Source organism: Paracidobacterium acidisoli (assembly GCF_003428625.2).
GTDB classification, from domain to species: domain Bacteria; phylum Acidobacteriota; class Terriglobia; order Terriglobales; family Acidobacteriaceae; genus Paracidobacterium; species Paracidobacterium acidisoli.
This window is the reverse complement of the sequence record NZ_QVQT02000006.1, coordinates 234,453-253,830: the sequence shown is the minus strand read 5'-3', so window position 1 is coordinate 253,830 and position 19,378 is coordinate 234,453. Positions and strand designations below refer to the sequence as shown.

14 protein-coding genes are annotated in these 19,378 nt (G+C 63.2%); 4 read left to right on the top strand and 10 right to left on the bottom strand.

The genetic code is table 11. The annotated features are described in order from the left end of the window. Positions 1-80 precede the first annotated feature (80 nt). Positions 81-764, bottom strand: coding sequence for a DUF4232 domain-containing protein (locus D0Y96_RS16980; protein WP_158562453.1), 684 nt, complete (start codon positions 762-764; stop codon positions 81-83). A gap of 171 nt (positions 765-935) precedes the next feature. Between D0Y96_RS16980 and D0Y96_RS16975 the strand changes: the two genes are divergently transcribed. Beyond that, positions 936-1,673: an SDR family NAD(P)-dependent oxidoreductase gene (locus D0Y96_RS16975; protein WP_117302285.1), complete on the top strand. Its 738-nt coding sequence runs from the start codon at positions 936-938 to the stop codon at positions 1,671-1,673. Between the two features lie 45 nt (positions 1,674-1,718). On the opposite strand, the gene D0Y96_RS16970 is transcribed toward D0Y96_RS16975, so the two are convergent. From D0Y96_RS16970 to purQ, 4 genes are all read right to left on the bottom strand, one after another. Next, positions 1,719-4,211 carry an ABC transporter permease gene (locus D0Y96_RS16970; protein WP_252263880.1) on the bottom strand — a complete coding sequence of 831 codons (2,493 nt, stop codon included), beginning with the start codon at positions 4,209-4,211 and terminating at the stop codon, positions 1,719-1,721. Between the two features lie 326 nt (positions 4,212-4,537). Next, positions 4,538-5,707, bottom strand: a complete 1,170-nt coding sequence (locus D0Y96_RS16965) for a hypothetical protein (protein ID WP_199480418.1) — start codon at positions 5,705-5,707, stop codon at positions 4,538-4,540. A gap of 153 nt (positions 5,708-5,860) precedes the next feature. Continuing rightward, a complete protein-coding gene (locus tag D0Y96_RS16960; RefSeq protein WP_117302281.1) occupies positions 5,861-6,661 on the bottom strand; it encodes a tyrosine-protein phosphatase in 801 nt (266 codons plus the stop codon). Then, positions 6,658-7,356 (bottom strand): phosphoribosylformylglycinamidine synthase subunit PurQ, encoded by a 699-nt coding sequence (gene purQ / locus D0Y96_RS16955; RefSeq protein WP_117302279.1) that lies wholly within the window; start codon positions 7,354-7,356, stop codon positions 6,658-6,660. Before purQ ends, D0Y96_RS16960 begins: the two co-directional genes overlap by 4 nt. An 89-nt stretch (positions 7,357-7,445) precedes the next feature. On the opposite strand from purQ, the gene D0Y96_RS16950 reads away from it, so the two are divergent. Then, positions 7,446-8,018 (top strand): AI-2E family transporter, encoded by a 573-nt coding sequence (locus D0Y96_RS16950; protein ID WP_491562717.1) that lies wholly within the window; start codon positions 7,446-7,448, stop codon positions 8,016-8,018. Between the two features lie 200 nt (positions 8,019-8,218). Here the strand turns inward: D0Y96_RS16950 and D0Y96_RS16945 are convergent, their stop codons facing one another. Genes D0Y96_RS16945 through uvrA form a run of 3 tightly spaced genes read right to left on the bottom strand, consistent with a single transcriptional unit; the run spans position 8,219 to position 13,131 of the window. Beyond that, positions 8,219-8,671 (bottom strand): hypothetical protein, encoded by a 453-nt coding sequence (locus D0Y96_RS16945; protein ID WP_117302275.1) that lies wholly within the window; start codon positions 8,669-8,671, stop codon positions 8,219-8,221. A gap of 38 nt (positions 8,672-8,709) precedes the next feature. After that, entirely contained in the window at positions 8,710-10,026 is a 1,317-nt protein-coding gene (locus D0Y96_RS16940; RefSeq protein WP_117302273.1) for a tetratricopeptide repeat protein, read from the bottom strand. 51 nt (positions 10,027-10,077) lie between these two features. After that, positions 10,078-13,131 carry an excinuclease ABC subunit UvrA gene (uvrA, locus tag D0Y96_RS16935; RefSeq protein WP_117302271.1) on the bottom strand — a complete coding sequence of 1,018 codons (3,054 nt, stop codon included), beginning with the start codon at positions 13,129-13,131 and terminating at the stop codon, positions 10,078-10,080. A 108-nt stretch (positions 13,132-13,239) separates the two neighbouring features. Here uvrA and D0Y96_RS16930 point away from each other — a divergent pair, with 108 nt between their 5' ends. Both D0Y96_RS16930 and D0Y96_RS16925 read left to right on the top strand, forming a co-directional pair. Then, positions 13,240-13,764, top strand: coding sequence for a hypothetical protein (locus tag D0Y96_RS16930; protein WP_117302269.1), 525 nt, complete (start codon positions 13,240-13,242; stop codon positions 13,762-13,764). Between the two features lie 137 nt (positions 13,765-13,901). Then, on the top strand, positions 13,902-15,620 hold the full coding sequence (locus tag D0Y96_RS16925; protein WP_199480416.1) for a hypothetical protein: 1,719 nt from the start codon (positions 13,902-13,904) through the stop codon (positions 15,618-15,620). Positions 15,621-15,791: 171 nt separating this feature from the next. Here D0Y96_RS16925 and lspA read toward each other — a convergent pair whose 3' ends face one another. Together lspA and ileS are read right to left on the bottom strand one after the other, a co-directional pair. Next, entirely contained in the window at positions 15,792-16,307 is a 516-nt protein-coding gene (lspA, locus tag D0Y96_RS16920; protein WP_117302267.1) for a signal peptidase II, read from the bottom strand. After that, positions 16,304-19,201 (bottom strand): isoleucine--tRNA ligase, encoded by a 2,898-nt coding sequence (gene ileS, locus D0Y96_RS16915; protein WP_117302265.1) that lies wholly within the window; start codon positions 19,199-19,201, stop codon positions 16,304-16,306. Before ileS ends, lspA begins: the two co-directional genes overlap by 4 nt. Positions 19,202-19,378: the final 177 nt, after the last annotated feature.

Sequence of the window (19,378 nt, the reverse complement as noted above, 5' to 3'; positions counted from 1 at the left end):
GCTTCAGCCGTGCCGTAAAGCCGCTCTCAAAAAGCCTGCGTGTCTCTGAATACGCTCTCGACTGACCCTTTGCCGGAGCTTCAGATGTCGCCCGCGTCCGGCTGCAGCGCCGTGACCTGAATGCGTCCCGCGCAGACCGTCAGCGGACGGCTGATGGTGAAGGTCTTTGTCGTACCGGGCGCGGTCACTTCAATCTGCGAGACCGCGGGACACTCCGGCCCGAACTGCCAGATCACCTGAAAGGCCGCGACCGAGTGCGGCATCAGCACCACCTCCGGCGCAGCAACCGCCGGAGTGGACACCGCAGCGGTCTTCGTCATGCCCTTCATCGCGTCCGCGGGCGTCATCTCCGCCGTCATCGCCGAGGTGGAAACCTTATCGATGGCAATGCTGCCGATCCTGTCGCCGCCTTCGTTCAGCAGCGCAATCTCCGGATAGCCGCCCAGCCGGCATGCCGCTGCGCCGCGATTCATGAAGGCCAGCTTCACCGAGCGGTAAGCGCCGTTCACGTTCGCCGCAATCTCAGAGACGGACAGCACCTCATCGCCGCATGCTGCGGCGTTGGCCGCGTCATCGGCCGTCGGCCGCGCCACCAGCTGCGGAGCCGACGCGGGCATGGTGTAAGGAGCATTGCGATTGGGGTGCAGCGGAGCATCGTCCGGCGCCAGCGCCGCGGGCTTCAGGTTCGCCGCCGTCATGCGGTGCGAGCCTGCGCAGCCGGCCAGAGCGATCGCCAGCGCGCCCGCCGCCAGATACGCACACAAACGGCGCAGACTGCGTGGGAGGAAACGCCGGGGGATTCGCATAATCTGGCCTCGGAAGCTCTGCAAACATGGGATGAGATACCGCCGAATCGGGTTGCATATCTCCGGCAAAAGGTTGCCTGCCGGGCTGCAATCCCCTCGTATCTCTTTCGATTACAGTATTAAGTATATATGTCGAAACCGCCGGGGAAGCTGCAGGGAAGGGTAGCGCTGGTGACGGGCGCGGCCCGGCGCATCGGGCGCAGCCTCGCTCTCGCGCTTGCCGAAGAAGGCGCGGACATCGCCATCACCTACCGTGAATCCGAGGCGCAGGCCCGGAAAACCGTCGAAGAGATCCGCGCGCTGGGCGTTAGCGCGGAGGGCTTTCACGCCGACGTGCGCGATCCCGAAAAGATTCGTTCCGCAGTCGCCGCCGCAGCAGGGCATTTCGGCCGCCTCGATCTGCTGGTGAACAACGCCGGCCGCTTCGAGACCGCATCGCTCGATGCCATCAGCGTCGAGCAATGGGACGCCATGTTTGAGACCAACACCCGCGGCCCCTTTCTCGTGGCCCAGGCCGCGCACCCCTGGCTCAAAGCCGTGCGCGGACGCATCATCAACATCGGCTCGCTCGGCGGACTGCATCCCTGGCCCACGCACGCGCACTACTGCGCCTCGAAGGCCGCGCTGCACATGCTCACGCAGACCATGTCCCGCGCCTTTGCGCCCGAGATCAGCGTCAACTGCGTCGCGCCCGGCATGATCGTCAACGGCGAGGTCACCGAAGACTACAAACACTTCGCCGACAAAACGCCGATGAAGCGCAACGGCACTCCGCAGGATGTCGCCGAGGCCGTGCTCTTCTTTGCCACCGGACCGCACTTCATCACCGGACAGATTATGAGCGTCGACGGCGGCCTCGGTCTCTGACGCCCGGAGCAGTCTTCCTTTTCATCTCGACCTTCGCGGCAGATGCTACTCCGTGCGCAGAGCCGTCAGAGGGTCGATCCCCGCGGCCCTGCGCGCAGGAATCGCGCTGGCAACCGCCGACACGGCAGCAACGCCCAGCGCCGCGAGAAGATAGCTCGCTGTGTCATACGGCTTGATGCCGTAGAGAGCAGAGGTCAGAGCTCTGCCGAGCAGCATTGCCAGGGGAATGCCGATCACCACGCCGGCGCCGGTCAGAATCAGACTTTCGCGCAGCACCATCCAGACCACCTGTCCGCGCCGTGCTCCGACCGCCATCCGCACGCCGATCTCGATGGTGCGATTGCTGACGCGATAGGCCAGCACTCCGAAGAGCCCGGTCGCCACGAGCACCACGGCAAGGATGCCGAAGAATCCGGCGAGCCGTGCGAAGAGCATCTGCTGCGAGATGGTGGTCTCGAACTGCGCGAGCTGCGTCATCGGATCGATCAGCGGCAGGTTGGGATTGATCTCCTGCAGCGCTTTGCGAGCCGCGGGCAGAACAGCGAGCGGGGCTCCGTGTACGCGCAGCTCGACGTTCATTCCGCCGGTGATCGGAATCTGGGCGTACATGTACCACGCCATGGGAATCGGCTCTTCGTCGATGCTGCGGTATTTGTGATCCTTCACCACGCCGACAATCGTCATTTTGTATGCGCCGTTGTCGGGCCCGATGACGTGTCCCAGCGGATTCTGATGGGGAAAGAAGCGCTGCGCGAACTGTTCGTTGATGATGCCGACGTGAGGCGATGCCGCAGTGTCTGAATCGTTGAAGTCGCGGCCGGCCAGCACCGGCACTCCCAGCGTCCGGAAGAACTCCGGCCCGGCCACATTGCTGCGTACCGTTCCCGGCGAGCCATCGATCATGCTGGTCATCTTTCCGTCCACCATCATGGCGCTGTTATCCGACCACCACGCTCCAAGCCGCTCTTCCATAATGGTTACGGATGCGACGCCGGGCAGCGCGCGCAGCTTGTCCATCAGCTCGCGATAAAACGCGATCCCCTCCGGAACCGAGTGGACGTTCTGCGGCTTCACGCCGAACACCACCAGCCCTTCAGCACGCATGCCCAGAGGAGTATGTTCAAGGTTCCGCAGCGTGCGAATCAGAAGTCCCGCGCCCACCAGCAGCACCACGCACAGGGCCATCTGCAGCGTTACGATCAGCCTGGCCGTCTTCGACTTTGAAGCGTCCGTATTCGCCGTGACCGCGGAGGTCTTCAGCGCCAGGCCCGGTCCGGCCGCCAGTGCAATCCGCAATGGCGCCAGGCCGAGCAGCAGCGCCGTCAGCACCAGCACGCTCAGCGTAAAGAAGAGAACCGTGTTGTCCGGCGCAAGGCTCGACTCAATCCGTGCCCATGCCGCCAGCGCTCTGGTCGCCGCGGCGGCAAAGAGCCAGGCCAGCCCGCCGCCCAGCGTCACCAGCAGCAGACTTTCCGTCAGCAGTTGCCGAAAGAGCTCTCCGCGGCCTGCGCCCAGTGCCAGGCGCACGGAAAACTCCCGTTGCCGCGTTGTGTTGCGGGCCATCAGCAGCATGGCCACATTGCTCAGCGCAATCAGCAGCACCAGCCCCACCATGGCCATCAGCATGCGCAGCGGTTTGCCGTACATGTCGTCATAGCCGGGGAAGTTTTTCGCGTCCTCAAGGCTCAGCGTGGGGCGCGTCTCACCGGCCTGCGGATTGCCCAGTCCGATATACGCAGCCGTCTGAAACGTGGATTGCAGCCTGGCGACCGCCTGCGCTCTGCTCACGCCGGGAGCCAGCCGTCCCAGCAGCCGCAGGCACCACCAGGTATCGTTGTCGCGATAGGTTTTGCCGTTCTCCGGAGGATTGCCCCAGGCATTCAGCTCCGGGCGGCTGGTCAGTGGAATCCAGAAGTCGGTGGAAGCACCCGGCTCCACGCCTTCGAAGCCCTCGGACGCAATGCCGACAACCGTGTGAGGAACTCCGTTTACGTAAAGAGTTTTCCCCAGCACGTCCGGGCTCCGGGAGAAGCGCTGTGTCCAGTAGCTGTAGCTGATTACAGCCACCTGTGCGTGGTTCGCCTCGTCCTGTTCGGTAAAACCGCGTCCGCGCGTCAGCTTTACGCCCAGCCCGGAGAAGAACGTGCCGCTCACCATATCGCCTTCGGCTTCTTCGGGATCGGTTCCGTAACGCACCGCGACCTTGTTGCCGGAAAGAGGTGCGAATGCGATCACCGCGGACAAAGCGCTGTGCTGGCGGCGCAGCGCGTCGTACACCGGATACGAGAACGTTTCATGAGAGTCGATCGTCCCGGTCATGCGAGGCGCATTCGAGGTCTGCAGGTAGACAACGTGCGCCGGATCGGAGACAGGCAGCGACCGCAGCAGCACGGCATTCATCACGCTGAAGACGGCCGTGTTCGCTCCAATGCCCAGCGCCAGCGTCAGGACGCAGACCAGAGTAAACCCCGGCGCCTTCCTCAGCTGGCGAATCGCATACTGCAGATCTCTCGCGGAAACGGGGAACATTCCAGACATGACGGCCCTCCCCATCAAAATGAAAAGTCAGACAGGAGAAGAGCAAATCATGGGCCAAAGGCCGGAAGTATCTTTTTATGCCAGGTGGCTGAAATTTAAGAGACTTTACAGGACGATCCGGACACTTCGCGCGAAAAAACCGGACACCGGCGTTCAGATCCGGACACGAAGACACGGAGGGACGCGATGATACGGAGACAGAGATCGGAAGCATTCCCGTGAGGACAGCACGGCGTTCTCGGCCTCTGACGCCTCGCGCCGCCCGGCGGACAGAGGCCGTCGCCTCTGCCCGTCCGGTCCGCTTCCTGCTCTTCTGCGATACCGCGTCACTCCTCGCTGTTCAGCAGCCAGATCAGCAGAGACGCCGTGTTGTCATCGACCGCGGCGAACGTCACCACGTCCTCCGTGCTGCGCACCGCCAGCCCGAAGGCCCCTCCCTGCGCCGGATCGACCGAGAGCTGCTTCACGAACGTTCCGCCTTTGGTGAACTCCACAATCTCGCTCGGCTGATTGGGATCGCTGTTGATGCCGTCGCTGTTGGCCACCAGCAGGTGCCCGTTCGGAGCCTCGGCCATCGCCAGCGCGCCGTGCAGGTGAGTATTGTCCTGGTAAACCAGTCGTCCCATGCCCGCATCCGTCATGCGGTCCGCCGCATTATTGATCGCAAACACCGCGTTGTCGCCCGTCGACGCCACATAGAGCACACCGCTGTGCTCGTCATACACCAGCCCCGTCGGCGACACGACGAACGTTACCGGATCGCCTCTGTGCATGTAGCCCGAGGCAATCGTCTTCGAGCGCAGCAGCGTCAGCCCGCTCGCCCGCACCGCGAAATCGAGACGCGCGATGCTCCCCGTCAGCGTGTTTGCGATAAACGCGATGGCCCGGTCTCCGTGATCCACCAGCGCCATATCCCACGGACCCTGAATCTCCGGCCCCGCGAAGCTCTGGATCCACTGCCCGCGATTGTTGATCACCAGCAGCGAGCCCGCCGTGGCCGTGGCAAAGGTGCCGTCCTTGCTGGGAAAGTTGCCGACCACGATCAGCCCCGCCCGCAGAGCGCCCAGTGCCGTGCTCAGTCCCAGCGGCGTTGTTCCCTGAAAAAACAGAGACTGCGCGCCCGACTGCGGTATGCGCACAATCGTGGTGCCGGTACCCTGCAGATTCGCTGCGTTGTTGAAATTCGAAACCAGGATATCGCCTCGCCGCAGCGGGCCCGATCCGCTCTGGAAATCGCGCGGAATGAAGACGACTCCGTAGGGATTCACATCTCCGTTGCCGGGAACGGTGGAGACGCTGCGTATCGGGCTGGGAAGAAACGCATCGTCGGCATCGTTGTCGTGACGCTGGGCAAAGCCCGCCGTCACCGTCAGAAGAAACAGACCCGCAAGCAGCAGTCCCGAAATCACACCGGATCTGCGCATGCGGGAGTGATCGGCCTGGAGGCCTGCTGCCATCCAGACGCGGCGGAAGGAGAGAGTATTCGTAGGTTGCATAACATCCGTCCTTTCCCTGTGTTCTGGAAAGTGCGCGTCGTTTCCGGAGGATGTCAAGCAGAGCGCAAAGGAGTGACAGGCTGGTGACAGAATCTCGTCAAACCGCGTCTATCCGGTTGAAAACCGGATCGGGAACAGGTCACTGTTGTTTTGCTATTTGGTGAACAGCCTGTTAAGAAAGCCGGGCCTGCGCTTCTGCGCCGGGTCCGGCTCGTTGTCGAAAATACCTTCCGGATCGGGCTGCGCGGGCCACTCCGCGTTGTTGAACGCGGCGCGCGGATTCCCGATGCAGAGCCGGTCGGCGGTCGCCTGGCCGTAGCGCTTCGCCACCGTCTCCCACGCCTCACGCATCTGCGGAGGACGGCCCTTCACGTTGTGCGCATCGGTGGCCAGAAAGTGGACCCAGTTCTTTTCGAGGCACTCAAAGGCAAAGCTCTGCGCCGTTCTGCCGAAGCGTCCGTTGAGCGACGAAGCCGTAATCTGCACCAGGCATCCGTCGCGCAGCCATCCCGCCAGCCGCTCCGGGTGGCGCTGAATGATCGGATTGCGCTCCGGGTGCGTGATGATCGAGCGCAGGCCCTTGACCGAAAGCTCGTAGAACGAATCCCCGATGCTGGCCGGAATCATCAGCTCGGCAAACTCCACCAGCAGATACTGCCCGCCGTTGATGCTGTACTTCGCCGGATGGCGCAGCGCGTCTTCGATGTTGTCCCACGACAGGTGGAAGTCACACCCCAGCCCCAGCGTCACCTTGTCGCCGATCCGCTCCCGTATCGCCGCCAGCCTCTGCTGGTTCGCCTCCGGATCGAAGCGGAAGTGCTCGTTCGAATGCGGTGTGCAGACGATATGCGTGATGCCGTCCGCCGCCGCCGCATCGACCATCGCGACCGACGTTTCAAGATCGGGCGCGCCGTCGTCGAGTCCGAACAGCAGGTGATGATGAATATCGATCATGAGCGCGCCGCCAGGGCTCCCGTCAGTGACTGGAAGATCCGGAACCCATCGGCGGAGCCAAGCAGCGCCTCGCTCGAGCGGTCGGGATGCGGCATCATGCCCAGCACATTGCGTCCCTCATTCAGGATGCCCGCAATGTTGTCGAGCGATCCGTTGGGGTTCGCCTCGCGCGTAATCTCTCCCTCGGGCGTCGCATAGCGGAAGGCGATGCGCTCGTCGCGGCGCAGCGTGGCCAGCGTCGATTCGTCGCAGAAGTAGTTGCCTTCCATGTGGCCGATGGGAACCTTCAGCGTCTCTCCCGGCGTCAGCAGGTTCGTAAAGGGAGAATCTGCGGTCTCAGTGCGCAGCCACACCTGTTTGCAGATGTACTTCAGCCCCGCGTTGCGCATCAGCGCGCCCGGCAGCAGCCCCGCCTCGCACAGAATCTGAAATCCGTTGCAGATGCCCAGCACCAGTCCGCCGTCCGCGGCAAACTTCTTCACCGACTGCATCACCGGCGAAAAGCGGGCAATGGCTCCGGTGCGCAGATAGTCGCCATAGGCAAAGCCGCCGGGAACCAGGATGGCGTCGCAGTTTTCAAGGCTCGGCGAATCGTGCCAGAGAAAGGTGACTGGCTGATGGGCCAGCTCGGCAATAACGTGGTACGTATCGTGGTCGCAGTTTGAGCCGGGAAAGACGAGGACGCCAAATTTCATAGCTGCTTTTACGATAGCAGTTCGCTCCCTCGGCAAGCGGGTGAAATCTCAGGCCATCATCCGCCCGTCCGTCCGCCGTCCATGCATAAATCCATCCATCATCCGCCCGCCGCCGTCTAATCAGACAGCGAAGGTCCATGCCCTCAAAGATCATTCCCTCGAAGCCTGTTTTCTGGTCCGATCTCAAAGCGCACAGCCGCACCGCCGGACGCGCCCTCTTCGCCTGGTCGAAGGCGGTCCTCATCGAAGGGCTCTGCGTCGCCGTCCTCTGGCTCGCCGGACTGCTTCTGCTCGGGGTGCCCTTCGCGCCGCTGTGGGCCGTCATCGGCGGCCTCATGACGCTGATCCCCGCCTGGGGCGGCGTCATCGCCGTCATCTTTCCCGTGCTTGCCGTCGCCTTCAGCGGTCACGACGAGTACCGCCTCGGCCTCGTGCTCGGCCTCTACGCCGTCATCGTCATCGTCGATCAGCTCGTGCTGCAGCCCTGGCTCTTCCACCGCATCACGCGCGTGCCCTTCTGGGTCTCGCTGCTCGCGCCCATCCTGCTCGGCATCCTCATCCCGTTCTGGGGAGTTCTCCTTGCGCCGCCGCTGCTGGCCATCGTCTACGCCTTCCGAAGGCCGAAAAAGACCCCCGCGCCGAAGGGCAGCGTCGTTCTCTGACAAACATTTCGGACAGCGCCAGCCGCCATACGCAGCGTATCTTCCGCCTGCAGTAGCCTGAGTGAGATAAGGCGCATTCCGGATGGAATGCTTTAGGGTTTTCCGCGGCTGTCGTAGCACGGAAAATCACTCACACTCTGGCTTTAATCCGGCCCCCGCTGCTTCCTGATCTGCCGCTTCCAGGCCGGCTGCTTCCGGATCTATTTCTGGAAGACCTGCATCATCATCCTGGCTTCGACCGTATTGAGCTGCTGCAGCGTCGCCTCCATCGTGGGACGATCGTCGAGCGAGGCGCCCATCATCAGCTCCTTCAGCCGGAAGGCCGTGTGGCGAATCAGAATCTCGGCATTCTTCAGCTTTCTGGCATTGTTCACCAGGCCGGTCTGGAGCTTCGCAGCATAGCTTCTCGCCGACTCCAGAGAGGCCGAAGCCTGGGCTCCCTGGCCCTGCTGAAGCTGGATCGTGGCGATCTCCGTCATCGAGTGCACCAGCTCCGCATAGAGGTAGCACTGCTCGCGTGGAGACGCCTCGGCTGCGCGCACTTCCAGTGCGGCAAGCTGTTGCGCATCGGGGATTTTTTCATCCAGATTGCCCGCCGAGGCAAACGGGACGGGGAGAAGGGCGATAACAGCAATCACTGCGACGAACCGCATATTGCACCTCCTGAGGTGCAGCGGTGCCTGAAGCGCCGTTACTTTTTACCAAGAGCAATCAGCCGGTGACGAGCCTGCCACTCCTGGTCTGGAAATTTATCCTGAGCTGCAGCGAGGAACCGGTGGTAATAATCCGCTGCTGCCTCGGTTTGATGCAGATTATCGTACGCCGTAGCGTAAAGAAACAAGGTTACGGGCGTATCAGCCACATATTTTGATCGTGTGGAAAGAGCCTGCAGCTCCAGCGGGTACTGCGCCGTCTTCGAGGCCGCGAAGGCGATTCCCCCCAGGGCATCGGCATCGTCCGGTTTCGCCGCCACGGCCTTCTGAAAGGCCGCAATCGCCCCGGCATAGTGCTCCTGCCGGATCAGGATCTGCCCGCGCGCGTCCAGAAACTCCGGATCGCGCGGCGCCGCGCTCAGCAGCTGTTGATACAGCGCATCGGCCTTGTCCAGAGCGCCCGTCTGCATATACGCATCGGCCAGCATGCCGCCGACCGACTGGTTTCCCGGAGCCAGCCCGTGCAGCTTCTCCAGCACCGACACCGCCTCCGCCTCCTTGCCTTCCCCTGCCAGAATCGTCGCCATCTGCGCATTCAGCGCCGGATCGTCCGGGTCCCGCTTCAGTGCTGAAGAGACCAGCGGCTCCGCATCGGCATACTTTTTCTGCGCAATCAGCAGATGGGCCAGCCCGGCAATGGCCTGGGACGAATCCGGCTGCTCCTGCAGCACCCGCTGGTACGCCTGCTGCGCCGTGTCCGGGTCGCCGGCCGCTTCGGCAATCTCAGCCGTCAGCAGCGTATCGTCCGGAGTCTCCGGGCTCAGCTTCAGCGCGTCCAGCAGAGCGTTCTTCGCCCCCTCCGGATCGTTGTTCCGCAGCAGGCGAGCCAGAGCGCGGTCGGCCTGCGCCTTCGCGTCGGGATTCGGCGGATTCGGCTCGAGCTTTGCCGCGGCCTCCAGCTGCTCGCGCGCGCCGTCATCGCCCTTCGCCGCCAGAATCAGCCCCAGCGCCAGGCGCGACTCAAACTGTTTTGGATCGGCGGCAATCGCCTTCCGGTACCAGGTCGCGGCCACGTCGGTGTGCCCCTGCGCGTCCTCCGCATAGCCGCGGTCAAAGAGCGCCCGCGCATCATCGGGATGCGCCGAAAGCCAGATATCCAGCGTGGCTGCCGCCTTCGCATAATCCCTCGCCGCCAGCGATGACTCGGCCTCGGCCAGCGGACCCGCCGCCGGACTCTGCGCGTTGTCTTCCACCTGCGTGCCCGGCGGCAGCGAGGCTGCCTGCGCGGCCGCGAATGAAGAAGAGCCCGCCGCCAGAGCGGCCACAAAAGCAAATGCAAAGATTCTCTGGCGCATGAGAAAAATGAACGGCTCCTGTACTTAAAAAAATTAACGGTACTTAAAAAATTAATGGCTTCCCGTAGCTACGGATTCAGCGGTAGCGGATTCAGTGGTTGCGGTTTCCTGCGCCGCGGTCTCGGCCGCCGCTTCCCGCTGCCGTTCACGCGGAGCCAGCGCCTTCGCCAGCCAGTAGCCGGTATGGGAGAGCTCATTCTGCGTGATCTGCTCCGGCGTGCCCGTGGCCACCACCTGTCCGCCGCGCGATCCGCCTTCCGGCCCCAGATCGATCACCCAGTCGGCCGACTTGATGATGTCGAGGTTGTGCTCGATCACCACCAGCGAGGCGCCGCCGTCGATCAGCTTGCGAAAGGCCACCAGCAGCTTGCTCACATCGTCGAAGTGCAGTCCGGTCGTCGGCTCGTCGAGAATATACAGCACCCGGCTCGCCTTCTTTCCATCGCTGTTCGCGGAAGACGTTCCCGACCGCACCGTCGCCAGGTGCGCCGCCAGCTTTACGCGCTGCGCCTCGCCGCCGGAGAGCGTCGTGGCCGACTGCCCCAGCCGCACATACCCCAGTCCGATCTCGTCCAGCACCGCCAGCTTCTCTGCAATCTTCGGCACGCCGGCAAAGAAGCGCAGCGCCTCCTTTACGGTCATCTGCAGCACTTCGTGGATATTCTTTCCCTTGTAGCGCACCTCGAGCACGCTCGATTTGTAACGAGTACCGTTACACTCTTCGCAGGGCAGCTCCACATCGGCCAGAAACTGCATCTCCACCGTCACCGTGCCGTCGCCCTCGCACACATCGCACCGTCCGCCGGGCACGTTGAAGGAGAAGTGTCCGGCCGAGTAGCTGCGCCGCTGCGCTTCGGGCTGTGAGGCAAACAGCTCGCGGATCGCGTCGAAGGCCTTGATATAGGTCACCGGATTCGAGCGCGGCGTGCGCCCGATCGGCGTCTGATCGACCAGCACGATATCGTTGAGCCGGTCCGCGCCTCTGATCTCGCGATACAGATTCGCCGGATCGCCGCCCTCCGTCTTTCCAAGCTGGTGCGCGATGACCTTATAGAGCACCTCGTGCACCAGCGTCGATTTCCCCGAGCCCGATACGCCGGTGATGCACACCAGCATGCCCAGCGGAATATCCACGTCGATGCCCTTCAGGTTGTGCGCCCGCGCGCCGCGCAGCCGCAGCCATTCTTTGCCTGAAAGTGGTCCCGGCTGGCGTCTCCGCGCCGGCACCGGAATCGTCAGATGCCCGCTCAGATAGCGGCCCGTGATCGACTCCGGATTCCGCTCCACCTCTTCCACCGTTCCCCCCGCCAGCACCCGTCCGCCGAACTCGCCCGCGCCCGGCCCCAGATCCAGAAGATAATCCGCGGCGCGAATCACATCCGGATCATGCTCCACCACCAGGATCGTGTTGCCCAGATCGCGCAGATTATCCAGAATGCGGATCAGCTTGGCCGTATCGCGCGTGTGCAGGCCGATCGAGGGTTCATCGAGCACATACAGAGCGCCCACCAGCTGCGAGCCGAGCGACGTGGCCAGCTGAATCCGCTGCGCCTCTCCGCCCGAAAGCGTCGAAGCCAGCCGGTCGAGCGTCAGGTAATCGAGGCCCACCGCATCCAGAAAGTGCAGCCGCTGCCGAATCTCGCCGAGAATGCTGCCCGCAATCTCCTCCTGCATCGGCGTCAGCGCAAGAGAAGAGAAGAACTCGTTCGCCGCGCCGATGGTCAGCGCCGCCGCCTCGCAGATATTCTTTCCGACGCTGTCTTTGCCGATGCGCACGGCTCGCGCCTCGGCGCGCAGCCGCTGGCCTTTGCACTCCGGGCAGAGCGCATAGCCGCGGTATTTGCTCAGCATCACGCGAACGTGCAGCTTGTATTTCTTCCGCTCCAGAAAGGCGAAGAAGCCGCGGATGCCGGGGAACGAGCCGTGCCCGTCCAGCACAAAGCTCTGCTGCTCCTCCGTCATGTCGTACCACGGCACATCGGTTGGAACGCCGTGCAGCTTCGCGGCCCGCTTCAGCTCCGTGAAGTACGGGCGGTACTTGGGCCGGTTCCACGGATCGACCGCGCCGTCGTCGAGCGTCTTCGATTTATCCGGCAGAATCAGGTTCAGATCGAAGTCGATCGTGTTGCCGAAGCCCTGGCAGCGCGGGCACGCGCCCGCCGGATTGTTGAACGAGAAGAGGCTCGGCTCCGGCTCGCGATAGATGCGGTGGCAGTTCTTGCACTCGAACGCCGCCGAAAACCGCAGCCGCTCGCGCTCCTGTCCGTCCGCATCCCGCGGCACAATCTCGAACAGCACCTCGCCCGACTCGCGATAGCCGATCTCCGCCGCGTCGACAACGCGCGCCCGGCTCTCCGCCGAGACCGCAATGCGGTCCACCAGCACAAAGACCGGCAGCGAGAAGTCGATCTCCAGCAGCGACTCCGGCGTCGAAAACTCGTAGATGCTGCCGTTCTGGTACAGGCGGTTGAAGCCGCGCGTGCGCAGATCCGTCAGCCGCTCCTTCAGCGCATCGGTCAGCGGGGAAGAAGGCGCAGCCGCAGCGGCTTTGCGCCCCCGTTTCGCAGGCTTTTCCGGCTCCGGCGCAACCGGAGTGGTCTGCGGCTTCTGTACCGGAAACAGCGCATGCAGCCGCGTCCCTTCGCCCAGCGCCAGAACCGCCTCCGCAATCTCGTCTACCGTATCGCGGCGCACGATGCCGTCGCAGACCGTGCAGTGTACCGTTCCGCACCGCGCCCACAGCAGGCGCATATAGTCGTAGATCTCCGTCGCCGTCGCCACCGTCGAGCGCGGGTTGCGCGTCGAGTTCTTCTGCTTGATCGCAATCGCCGGAGCCAGGCCGTCGATCAGGTCCACATCCGGCTTCTCGATCCGCTCCAGAAACTGCCGCGCATAGGCCGAGAGCGATTCGACATAGCGCCGCTGGCCCTCCGCATAGATCGTGTCGAAGGCCAGCGACGATTTGCCCGATCCGGAGACCCCGGAGACCACCGTCAGCCTGCCGTGCGGAATCGCGCAGTCGATATTTTTCAGGTTGTGGGTCCGCGCTCCGCGGATGATGATCTGATCGGTCAAAATGGATGCCCTGATTGCCGGGTGCGCCATCCCTGCACTCTGCATGCAGATAACGGCAAAATACCCCAACAGTAATTATAGGCTGCGGAAAATCGGCTCGGCGGGCAGGCAGGTCCGCTATGATGCGAGGGAACGGCCATGACGGAAAACCTCCTCGAAACGATTCGCGCAACGGTCCAGGACATCCTGGCCCCGGAGATTCGCACGCATTCGGTGCGGCTGGATGCGATCGAGCACCGGATCGAGGACACGAAAGAAACCCTCCGTGCTGAGATCCGCGCCGTCGATGCGAAGCTTTCCGGGGATATCCGCGCTGTCGATGCGAAGGTCGAAGATACGAAGGAGACCCTCCGTGCTGAGATTCGCGCTGTCGATGCGAAGGTCGAGGACACGAAGGAGACCCTCCGCGCGGAAATCCGTGCCGTCGATGCGAGGCTTTCCGGAGAGATACGCGCCGTCGATGCCGGGCTTTCCGGGAATATCCGTGCGGTCGATGCGAAGGTCGAGGACACGAAGGAAACCCTTCGGGCGGAGATTCGTGCTCTGGGTACCCGAATCGAAGGCCTGGAAAATCTGATTCGCAGTTTTATGCAGCAGGTTTCTGTGGAGATCTCGCTCCGCGAGCGCCTGGCGGCTGTGGAAGCCCGTCTTCCAAAGCAGTAACCGCCTCCAAACCTTTCCGGGAATTAATTTAAGCGTCATTTGGACCCTTCGAGCCGCAACAGTTTATTAACAGACCGCTGCTACGGTTATCCCCGCGCTGGGCCAGGCCTGGCCGGCGCGAGGAGACACAAGAAAAAATGAATTCCAAAGTTCCTGAAAATCAAGGTCTTCGGCGCATTGTCGCCGGAGGTGGCATTGCTTTTTCTGTCATTGCGCTGGCTGGTGGTCTGATCGCGCATGCCCAGAACGGCCGCTCCGATCGCGGCGAGGCATTCTTTCCCGGCAACCTGGTGGTCAGCCGGAGCGTTTACGACAACCGCGCATCGAACGTGAAGCTGGGCGAGGTTCTTCCTCCGAACTGCGCCAGCACCCAGGGCGGCTGCTCCGCCTCCACCGGCGCCATCAGCAACGGAACCTATCCGTACGTCTTCAACAACGACACCTACGATGGCAGCTTCGGCATTACCTCGCGCATTTATCTGGATCAGATCACCCCGTCCGGCTGGCTCATCGACTCGCTTGAGGTGCCCAACAGCCTCGATCGCGGCGTAAAGGCGGACAGCGATCAGCTCGTGACCAGCTTCAGCTCCAAATCCGAGATTGCCCTTCACCTCTCGACCGACGGCAGATACCTCACCTTCATGGGCTACGTCGCGCCCGTGAATACTCTTGACGTCTCGAACTCCAACACCCCCGGAGCCGTCGATCTCACCAATCCCGTCGGTGAAAACTACTACCGCGCCGTGGCCACCGTCGACCGCCAGGGCCGCTTCCACTTCACCGAGACCAACGCCTACAGCGGCAACAACGGGCGCGCCGCCATTCTGAACAATGACAACGGCGCGGGCATCTTCTACACCGCCGGCAACGCCGGTAACGGCAACAACCCGCAGCCCGACGGCATCATCCTCGGCGCCGGCACGCAGTTCATCGAGGCGCTGAAGGCCCCCGAAGCGGAGCAGGACCCCGGCACGCCCTCGCCGCTCGGCAGCTTCTCCGTCACCGAGCTCGGCGCCAAGGCCGACAAAATCGGCAAGGACGACAACTACCGCGGCATCGCCGTCTTCAACAACGTCGTGTACTTCACCAAGGGCAGCGGAAGCAACGGCGTGAACACCGTCTACTTCCTCGACACCACCGGCAAAGCCTGCCCCAAAGGCGTCGGTCTGCCGTCTCCTTCCGCGGCGCTGCCTGACGCGGCCCTCAGCTATAACCTGGGCACTCTGCAGAGCACCGGCCTGTCCAGCAACATGTGCATCCTCGCCGGCTTCCCCTCCATTCCCAACAAGAGCCAGACCACGATCACGGCCTTCCCCTTCGGCCTCTGGTTTGCCGACGCCAACACCCTCTATGTTGCCGATGAGGGCGACGGCTACACCGGCGGCACCGATCTCTACACGCACGCCGCAAAGCAGACCACCGCCGGGCTCGAAAAGTGGGTCTTCAACCCCACCACCAGCACCTGGACCCTGGCCTACACGCTCACGAACGGCCTCGATCTCGGCACGCCCTACACCGTTCACGGCTATCCCACCGGAATAAACTCTGCCACCACTCTTCCCTGGTCGCCTGCCACCGATGGCCTGCGCAACATCACCGGTAAAGTCAATCCCGACGGCACCGTGACCATCTGGGCCATCACCTCCACCGTCAGCGGCGGCGGAGACACCGGCGCCGACCCCAACCGCCTGGTCGTCATCACCGACCGCCTCGCCAGCACCAGCTCGACCGTTGCCGCAAAGGAGCGCTTCTTCACGCTTCGCTCCGCCGGCTTCGCCGAGGTGCTGCGCGGCGTCTCCTTCACTCCCGGAACGGGCGTGGCCGATCGCCACGATCACGATCACGACCGCTGGTAAAAAACACCCGGCAGTCAGCGGGCGGTGGCTGGAAAAACCAGCCGCCGCCCTTTTTATTTCCTTAAGAGAATCTTAAAAAGATAGCCCGCTCAGGCCTTTTTTGCCTGCGTGGAGCATGCGGAAGAGGCCGCGGAGGGAGCCGAAAAAGATGAAAATCCTGTAAAGACGGCCTCAGTCGATCTTCTTCTTCACAGGCATCAGCGCGTCGAGCAGCAGCAGAATGCCTCCCGTCACAATCGCCGAATCGGCAACGTTGAAGTCCGGCCAGTGATAGCTCCACGCGCCCCAGCGCAGGTGAACCTCCAGGAAGTCCGTGACCGTCAGATAGCGCAGCCGGTCCCACACATTCCCGATCGCCCCGCCCAGAATCAGCGCCAGCGCCAGCGACGCCACCGAAAGCCGCCGTCCGATGCGCAGCAGCACCACCAGCACCACAACCGCCGCAAAGATCGAAAACCCCGTCAGCAGCCAGTGTGTCCGCTCCGGATGCGCCGTCTCCGTAAACAGGCTGAAGGCCGCGCCCGGATTCTCCACATGCGTAATGCGGAAGTAGCGCGGAATGACCGTGATCGCGCTGCCTTCCTCGATGTGGCGGCCCACCCAGATCTTCGACCACCGGTCCAGCGCCACAATCAGCGCCGAAAGCAGCAGCAGCCAGCCGCGGCGATTGCTCCCGGCGCCGCTCACGCCGCGTCTCCGTCGTGGCCCATCTGCCGCAGCGCCCGCGCGCAGCGTCCGCACACCTGCGGCCACGCGCCAAAGGCCTGCACCCGGTCGGGGCCGTCGTCTGCGTAGTAGTTCCAGCAGCGCTCGCACTTCGAGCCGTCAGCGGGAGCGGTCGCGGCATGCAGCGCTCCATCCGCCGCCGCCGCAATCTCCACGCCCGAGACGTTGAACAGCTCCTTCAGCGACGACGCATACTTCGTTGCGAGAGCATACTGCTCCGCTCCCGCTTCGATGCGCACCTTCGCTTCGAGCGCCTTGCCGATGCGCTTTTCTTTGCGCGCCTCTTCGAGAGCCTTCAACGCTTCATCGCGCACGATGAAGAGTTTCTGCCACTCTCCCAGCAGCGCCGGATCGGCCGGCGCAATCTCATCCGCCATCGGAAACAGCGCCGCATGCACGCTCGCTTCGCGCCCTTCCACCTTCGGCAGATACTGCCACACCTCATCCGCCGTAAAGCTCATCATCGGAGCTACCAGCCGCACCAGCGTCTCGGTGATCTTCCAGATGACCGTCTGCGCCGACCGCCGCTCATGGCTTACCGGAGCAAAGGTGTACATGCGGTCCTTCAGCACGTCGAGATACACCGCGCTCAGATCGGTCACGCAGAACTCGGTCAGCGCGTGATAAATGCGGTGGAACTCGAAGGCCTCGTACCATCCGCCCTTTCCGTCCGCGCCGCTGACCTTCTCCACCAGCTCGCGCGTGCGGCCCAGCATGTACCGGTCCAGCGGCAGCAGCTCGTCGTACGCGACCGCATCCCGCGCCGGATCGAACCCGTGCAGATTCCCGAGCAGGAAGCGGAAGGTGTTCCGCAGCTTGCGGTAGTTATCCGCGACGCGCTGCATCAGGTTCTCGCTCGCGCGCACATCTTCGCGAAAGTCGACGCTCGCCGTCCACAGCCGCACCACTTCGGCCCCGAAGCGCTTCGCCACATCCACCGGGTCCACGCCGTTGCCCAGCGACTTCGAGAACGCGCGCCCCTGCTCGTCGAGCGTCCACCCCACCGTCGTGACATGTTTATAAGGAGCCTGATTGCGCACCGCGACCGCGCACAGCAGCGACGAGTGGAACCATCCGCGATGCTGGTCGGCTCCTTCAATATAGAGATCGGCAGGGAAGCGCTGCTCCGGATTGCCGGCCAGCACTGCATTCCAGCTCATCCCCGAGTCGAACCAGACATCGAGAATGTCCGTCTCCTTGCGGAACTCCGTTCCTCCGCAGCCCGGGCACTTCGTTCCCGCCGGAAGAATCTGCTCCGCGCTCTGCGTATGCCAGGCTTCGATGCCTTCGGTCTCGAACAGTCTCACCACCGAGCGGTTGATCGCCGGATCGTTCAGCGTCGCATTACAGCCGCTGCAGAAGAAGACCGCAATCGGCACGCCCCAGATCCTCTGCCGCGAGATGCACCAGTCCGGACGCGTGGCGATCATATTCGAGATGCGCTCCTCGCCCCACGCCGGGTCCCACGTCACTTTTTTGATCTCGTCGAGCGCCCGCTGCCGGAAGGTCGTTTCCGAGCCGTCGGCATTCCTCATCGGCGTTTCGAGCCCGATGAACCACTGCTCCGTCGCGCGGAAGATCACCGGGTTATGGCAGCGCCAGCAGTGCGGATAACTGTGATAGATATCGTTCCGCCCCAGCAGCGCGCCCCGCGCCGTCAGCAGAGCGATGATTGGCTCGTTGGCGGCAAAGACCGTCAGGCCGTCGTACTCCGGCAGCCCATCGCGCAGAATGCCCGCGTTGTCGACCTTACAGGTCTGATCGAGCCCGTAGCGCGCGCCCGTGTAAAAGTCGTCTGCGCCGTGCGCCGGAGCCGTATGGACCGCGCCCGTGCCCGCATCGGCGGTCACGTAATCCGCCAGCACGCCCAGCACGCTGCGATCCAGAAACGGATGCTGAAAGGTCACACGCTCCAGCTTCGCGCCTTTGAAACGCGCAACTTCGACCGCGCCGTCGAGCCTGCACGCCTCGCGCACCTGCGCCGCCAGCGCTTCGGCAACGATATAGACCTGTCCGTCCTTCTCCAGCGCCACGTACTCGAAATCCGGATGAAATGCCACCGCCAGCGATGCGGGCAGCGTCCACGGGGTGGTCGTCCAGATAATCGTTGCGACCTTCTTCCCGGCCAGCGCCGTGTCAATCGCCGCCGGATCGCTGGTCAGCGCGTAGCGCACATAGACGCTCGGGCTGGTGTGCATCTCGTATTCGATCTCCGCGTCGGCCAGCGCCGTGCAGTCGTGGATGCACCAGTACACCGGCCGGAGGCCGCGATAGACAAAGCCCTTTTCGTAAAAGTCGTAAAAGGTCTCGAGCGTCTTTGCCTCATACGCCTTCGACATCGTGAGATAAGGCTTCTCCCAGTAGCCGAAGACGCCCAGGCGGATCAGCTGGCTGCGCTGCAGGTCGATGAACTTCTGCGCATACTCCCGGCAGGCGCGCAGCACCGACGTCGCCGGCATCGACAGTTTTTTGCGCCCGAGCTGCTCATCCACCTTGATCTCAATCGGCAGGCCGTGGCAGTCCCATCCCGGAATGAGCGGCGCGTCATAGCCGGCCATCGTCTTCGATTTGAGAATGAAGTCCTTAATACATTTCTGTAACGCGTGGCCCAGGTGGATCGGCCCGTTCGCATAAGGAGGGCCATAGTGCAGAATGTACTTTTCCGCGCCCCGCCGCGCCTCCCGAATCTGGTCATACAGATGCGTCGTGGCCCACTCCTCCAGCCGCGCCGGTTCGTTCTGCGGCAGGTTGGCCTTCATGGGGAATTCGGTCTGGGGCAGCGTGAGCGTCGCCTTCAGGGGCGTTTTCTCCGGCGCAGAGGCTTCCTGCGCGCCGGAGCGGGGTGCAGCGGACATCGTATCTCCGAAAAACAAAAGGATCAGGACTCGGTTTTATTGCAACGGCCGGAAACCTTTATTGTATCCGCCGTGCCGTAAACCGGGCCTCGCGTGTAAGGGGCGTGTCACCAAAAGCTCTCCATCCTGTAAATAATGATGTGACTTCGTCTGCGGGAATCCGTCTATCGGGAGAGG

Excerpts from the sequence above, each read along its gene's own strand:
- D0Y96_RS16975 (WP_117302285.1), top strand. The coding sequence starts at position 936 with ATGTCGAAACCGCCGGGGAAGCTGCAGGGAAGGGTAGCGCTGGTGACG.
- D0Y96_RS16970 (WP_252263880.1), bottom strand. The coding sequence starts at position 4,211 with ATGTCTGGAATGTTCCCCGTTTCCGCGAGAGATCTGCAGTATGCGATT.
- D0Y96_RS16965 (WP_199480418.1), bottom strand. The coding sequence starts at position 5,707 with ATGCAACCTACGAATACTCTCTCCTTCCGCCGCGTCTGGATGGCAGCA.
- D0Y96_RS16960 (WP_117302281.1), bottom strand. The coding sequence starts at position 6,661 with ATGATCGATATTCATCATCACCTGCTGTTCGGACTCGACGACGGCGCG.
- purQ (WP_117302279.1), bottom strand. The coding sequence starts at position 7,356 with ATGAAATTTGGCGTCCTCGTCTTTCCCGGCTCAAACTGCGACCACGAT.
- D0Y96_RS16945 (WP_117302275.1), bottom strand. The coding sequence starts at position 8,671 with ATGCGGTTCGTCGCAGTGATTGCTGTTATCGCCCTTCTCCCCGTCCCG.
- D0Y96_RS16940 (WP_117302273.1), bottom strand. The coding sequence starts at position 10,026 with ATGCGCCAGAGAATCTTTGCATTTGCTTTTGTGGCCGCTCTGGCGGCG.
- uvrA (WP_117302271.1), bottom strand. The coding sequence starts at position 13,131 with ATGGCGCACCCGGCAATCAGGGCATCCATTTTGACCGATCAGATCATC.
- D0Y96_RS16930 (WP_117302269.1), top strand. The coding sequence starts at position 13,240 with ATGACGGAAAACCTCCTCGAAACGATTCGCGCAACGGTCCAGGACATC.
- D0Y96_RS16925 (WP_199480416.1), top strand. The coding sequence starts at position 13,902 with ATGAATTCCAAAGTTCCTGAAAATCAAGGTCTTCGGCGCATTGTCGCC.
- ileS (WP_117302265.1), bottom strand. The coding sequence starts at position 19,201 with ATGTCCGCTGCACCCCGCTCCGGCGCGCAGGAAGCCTCTGCGCCGGAG.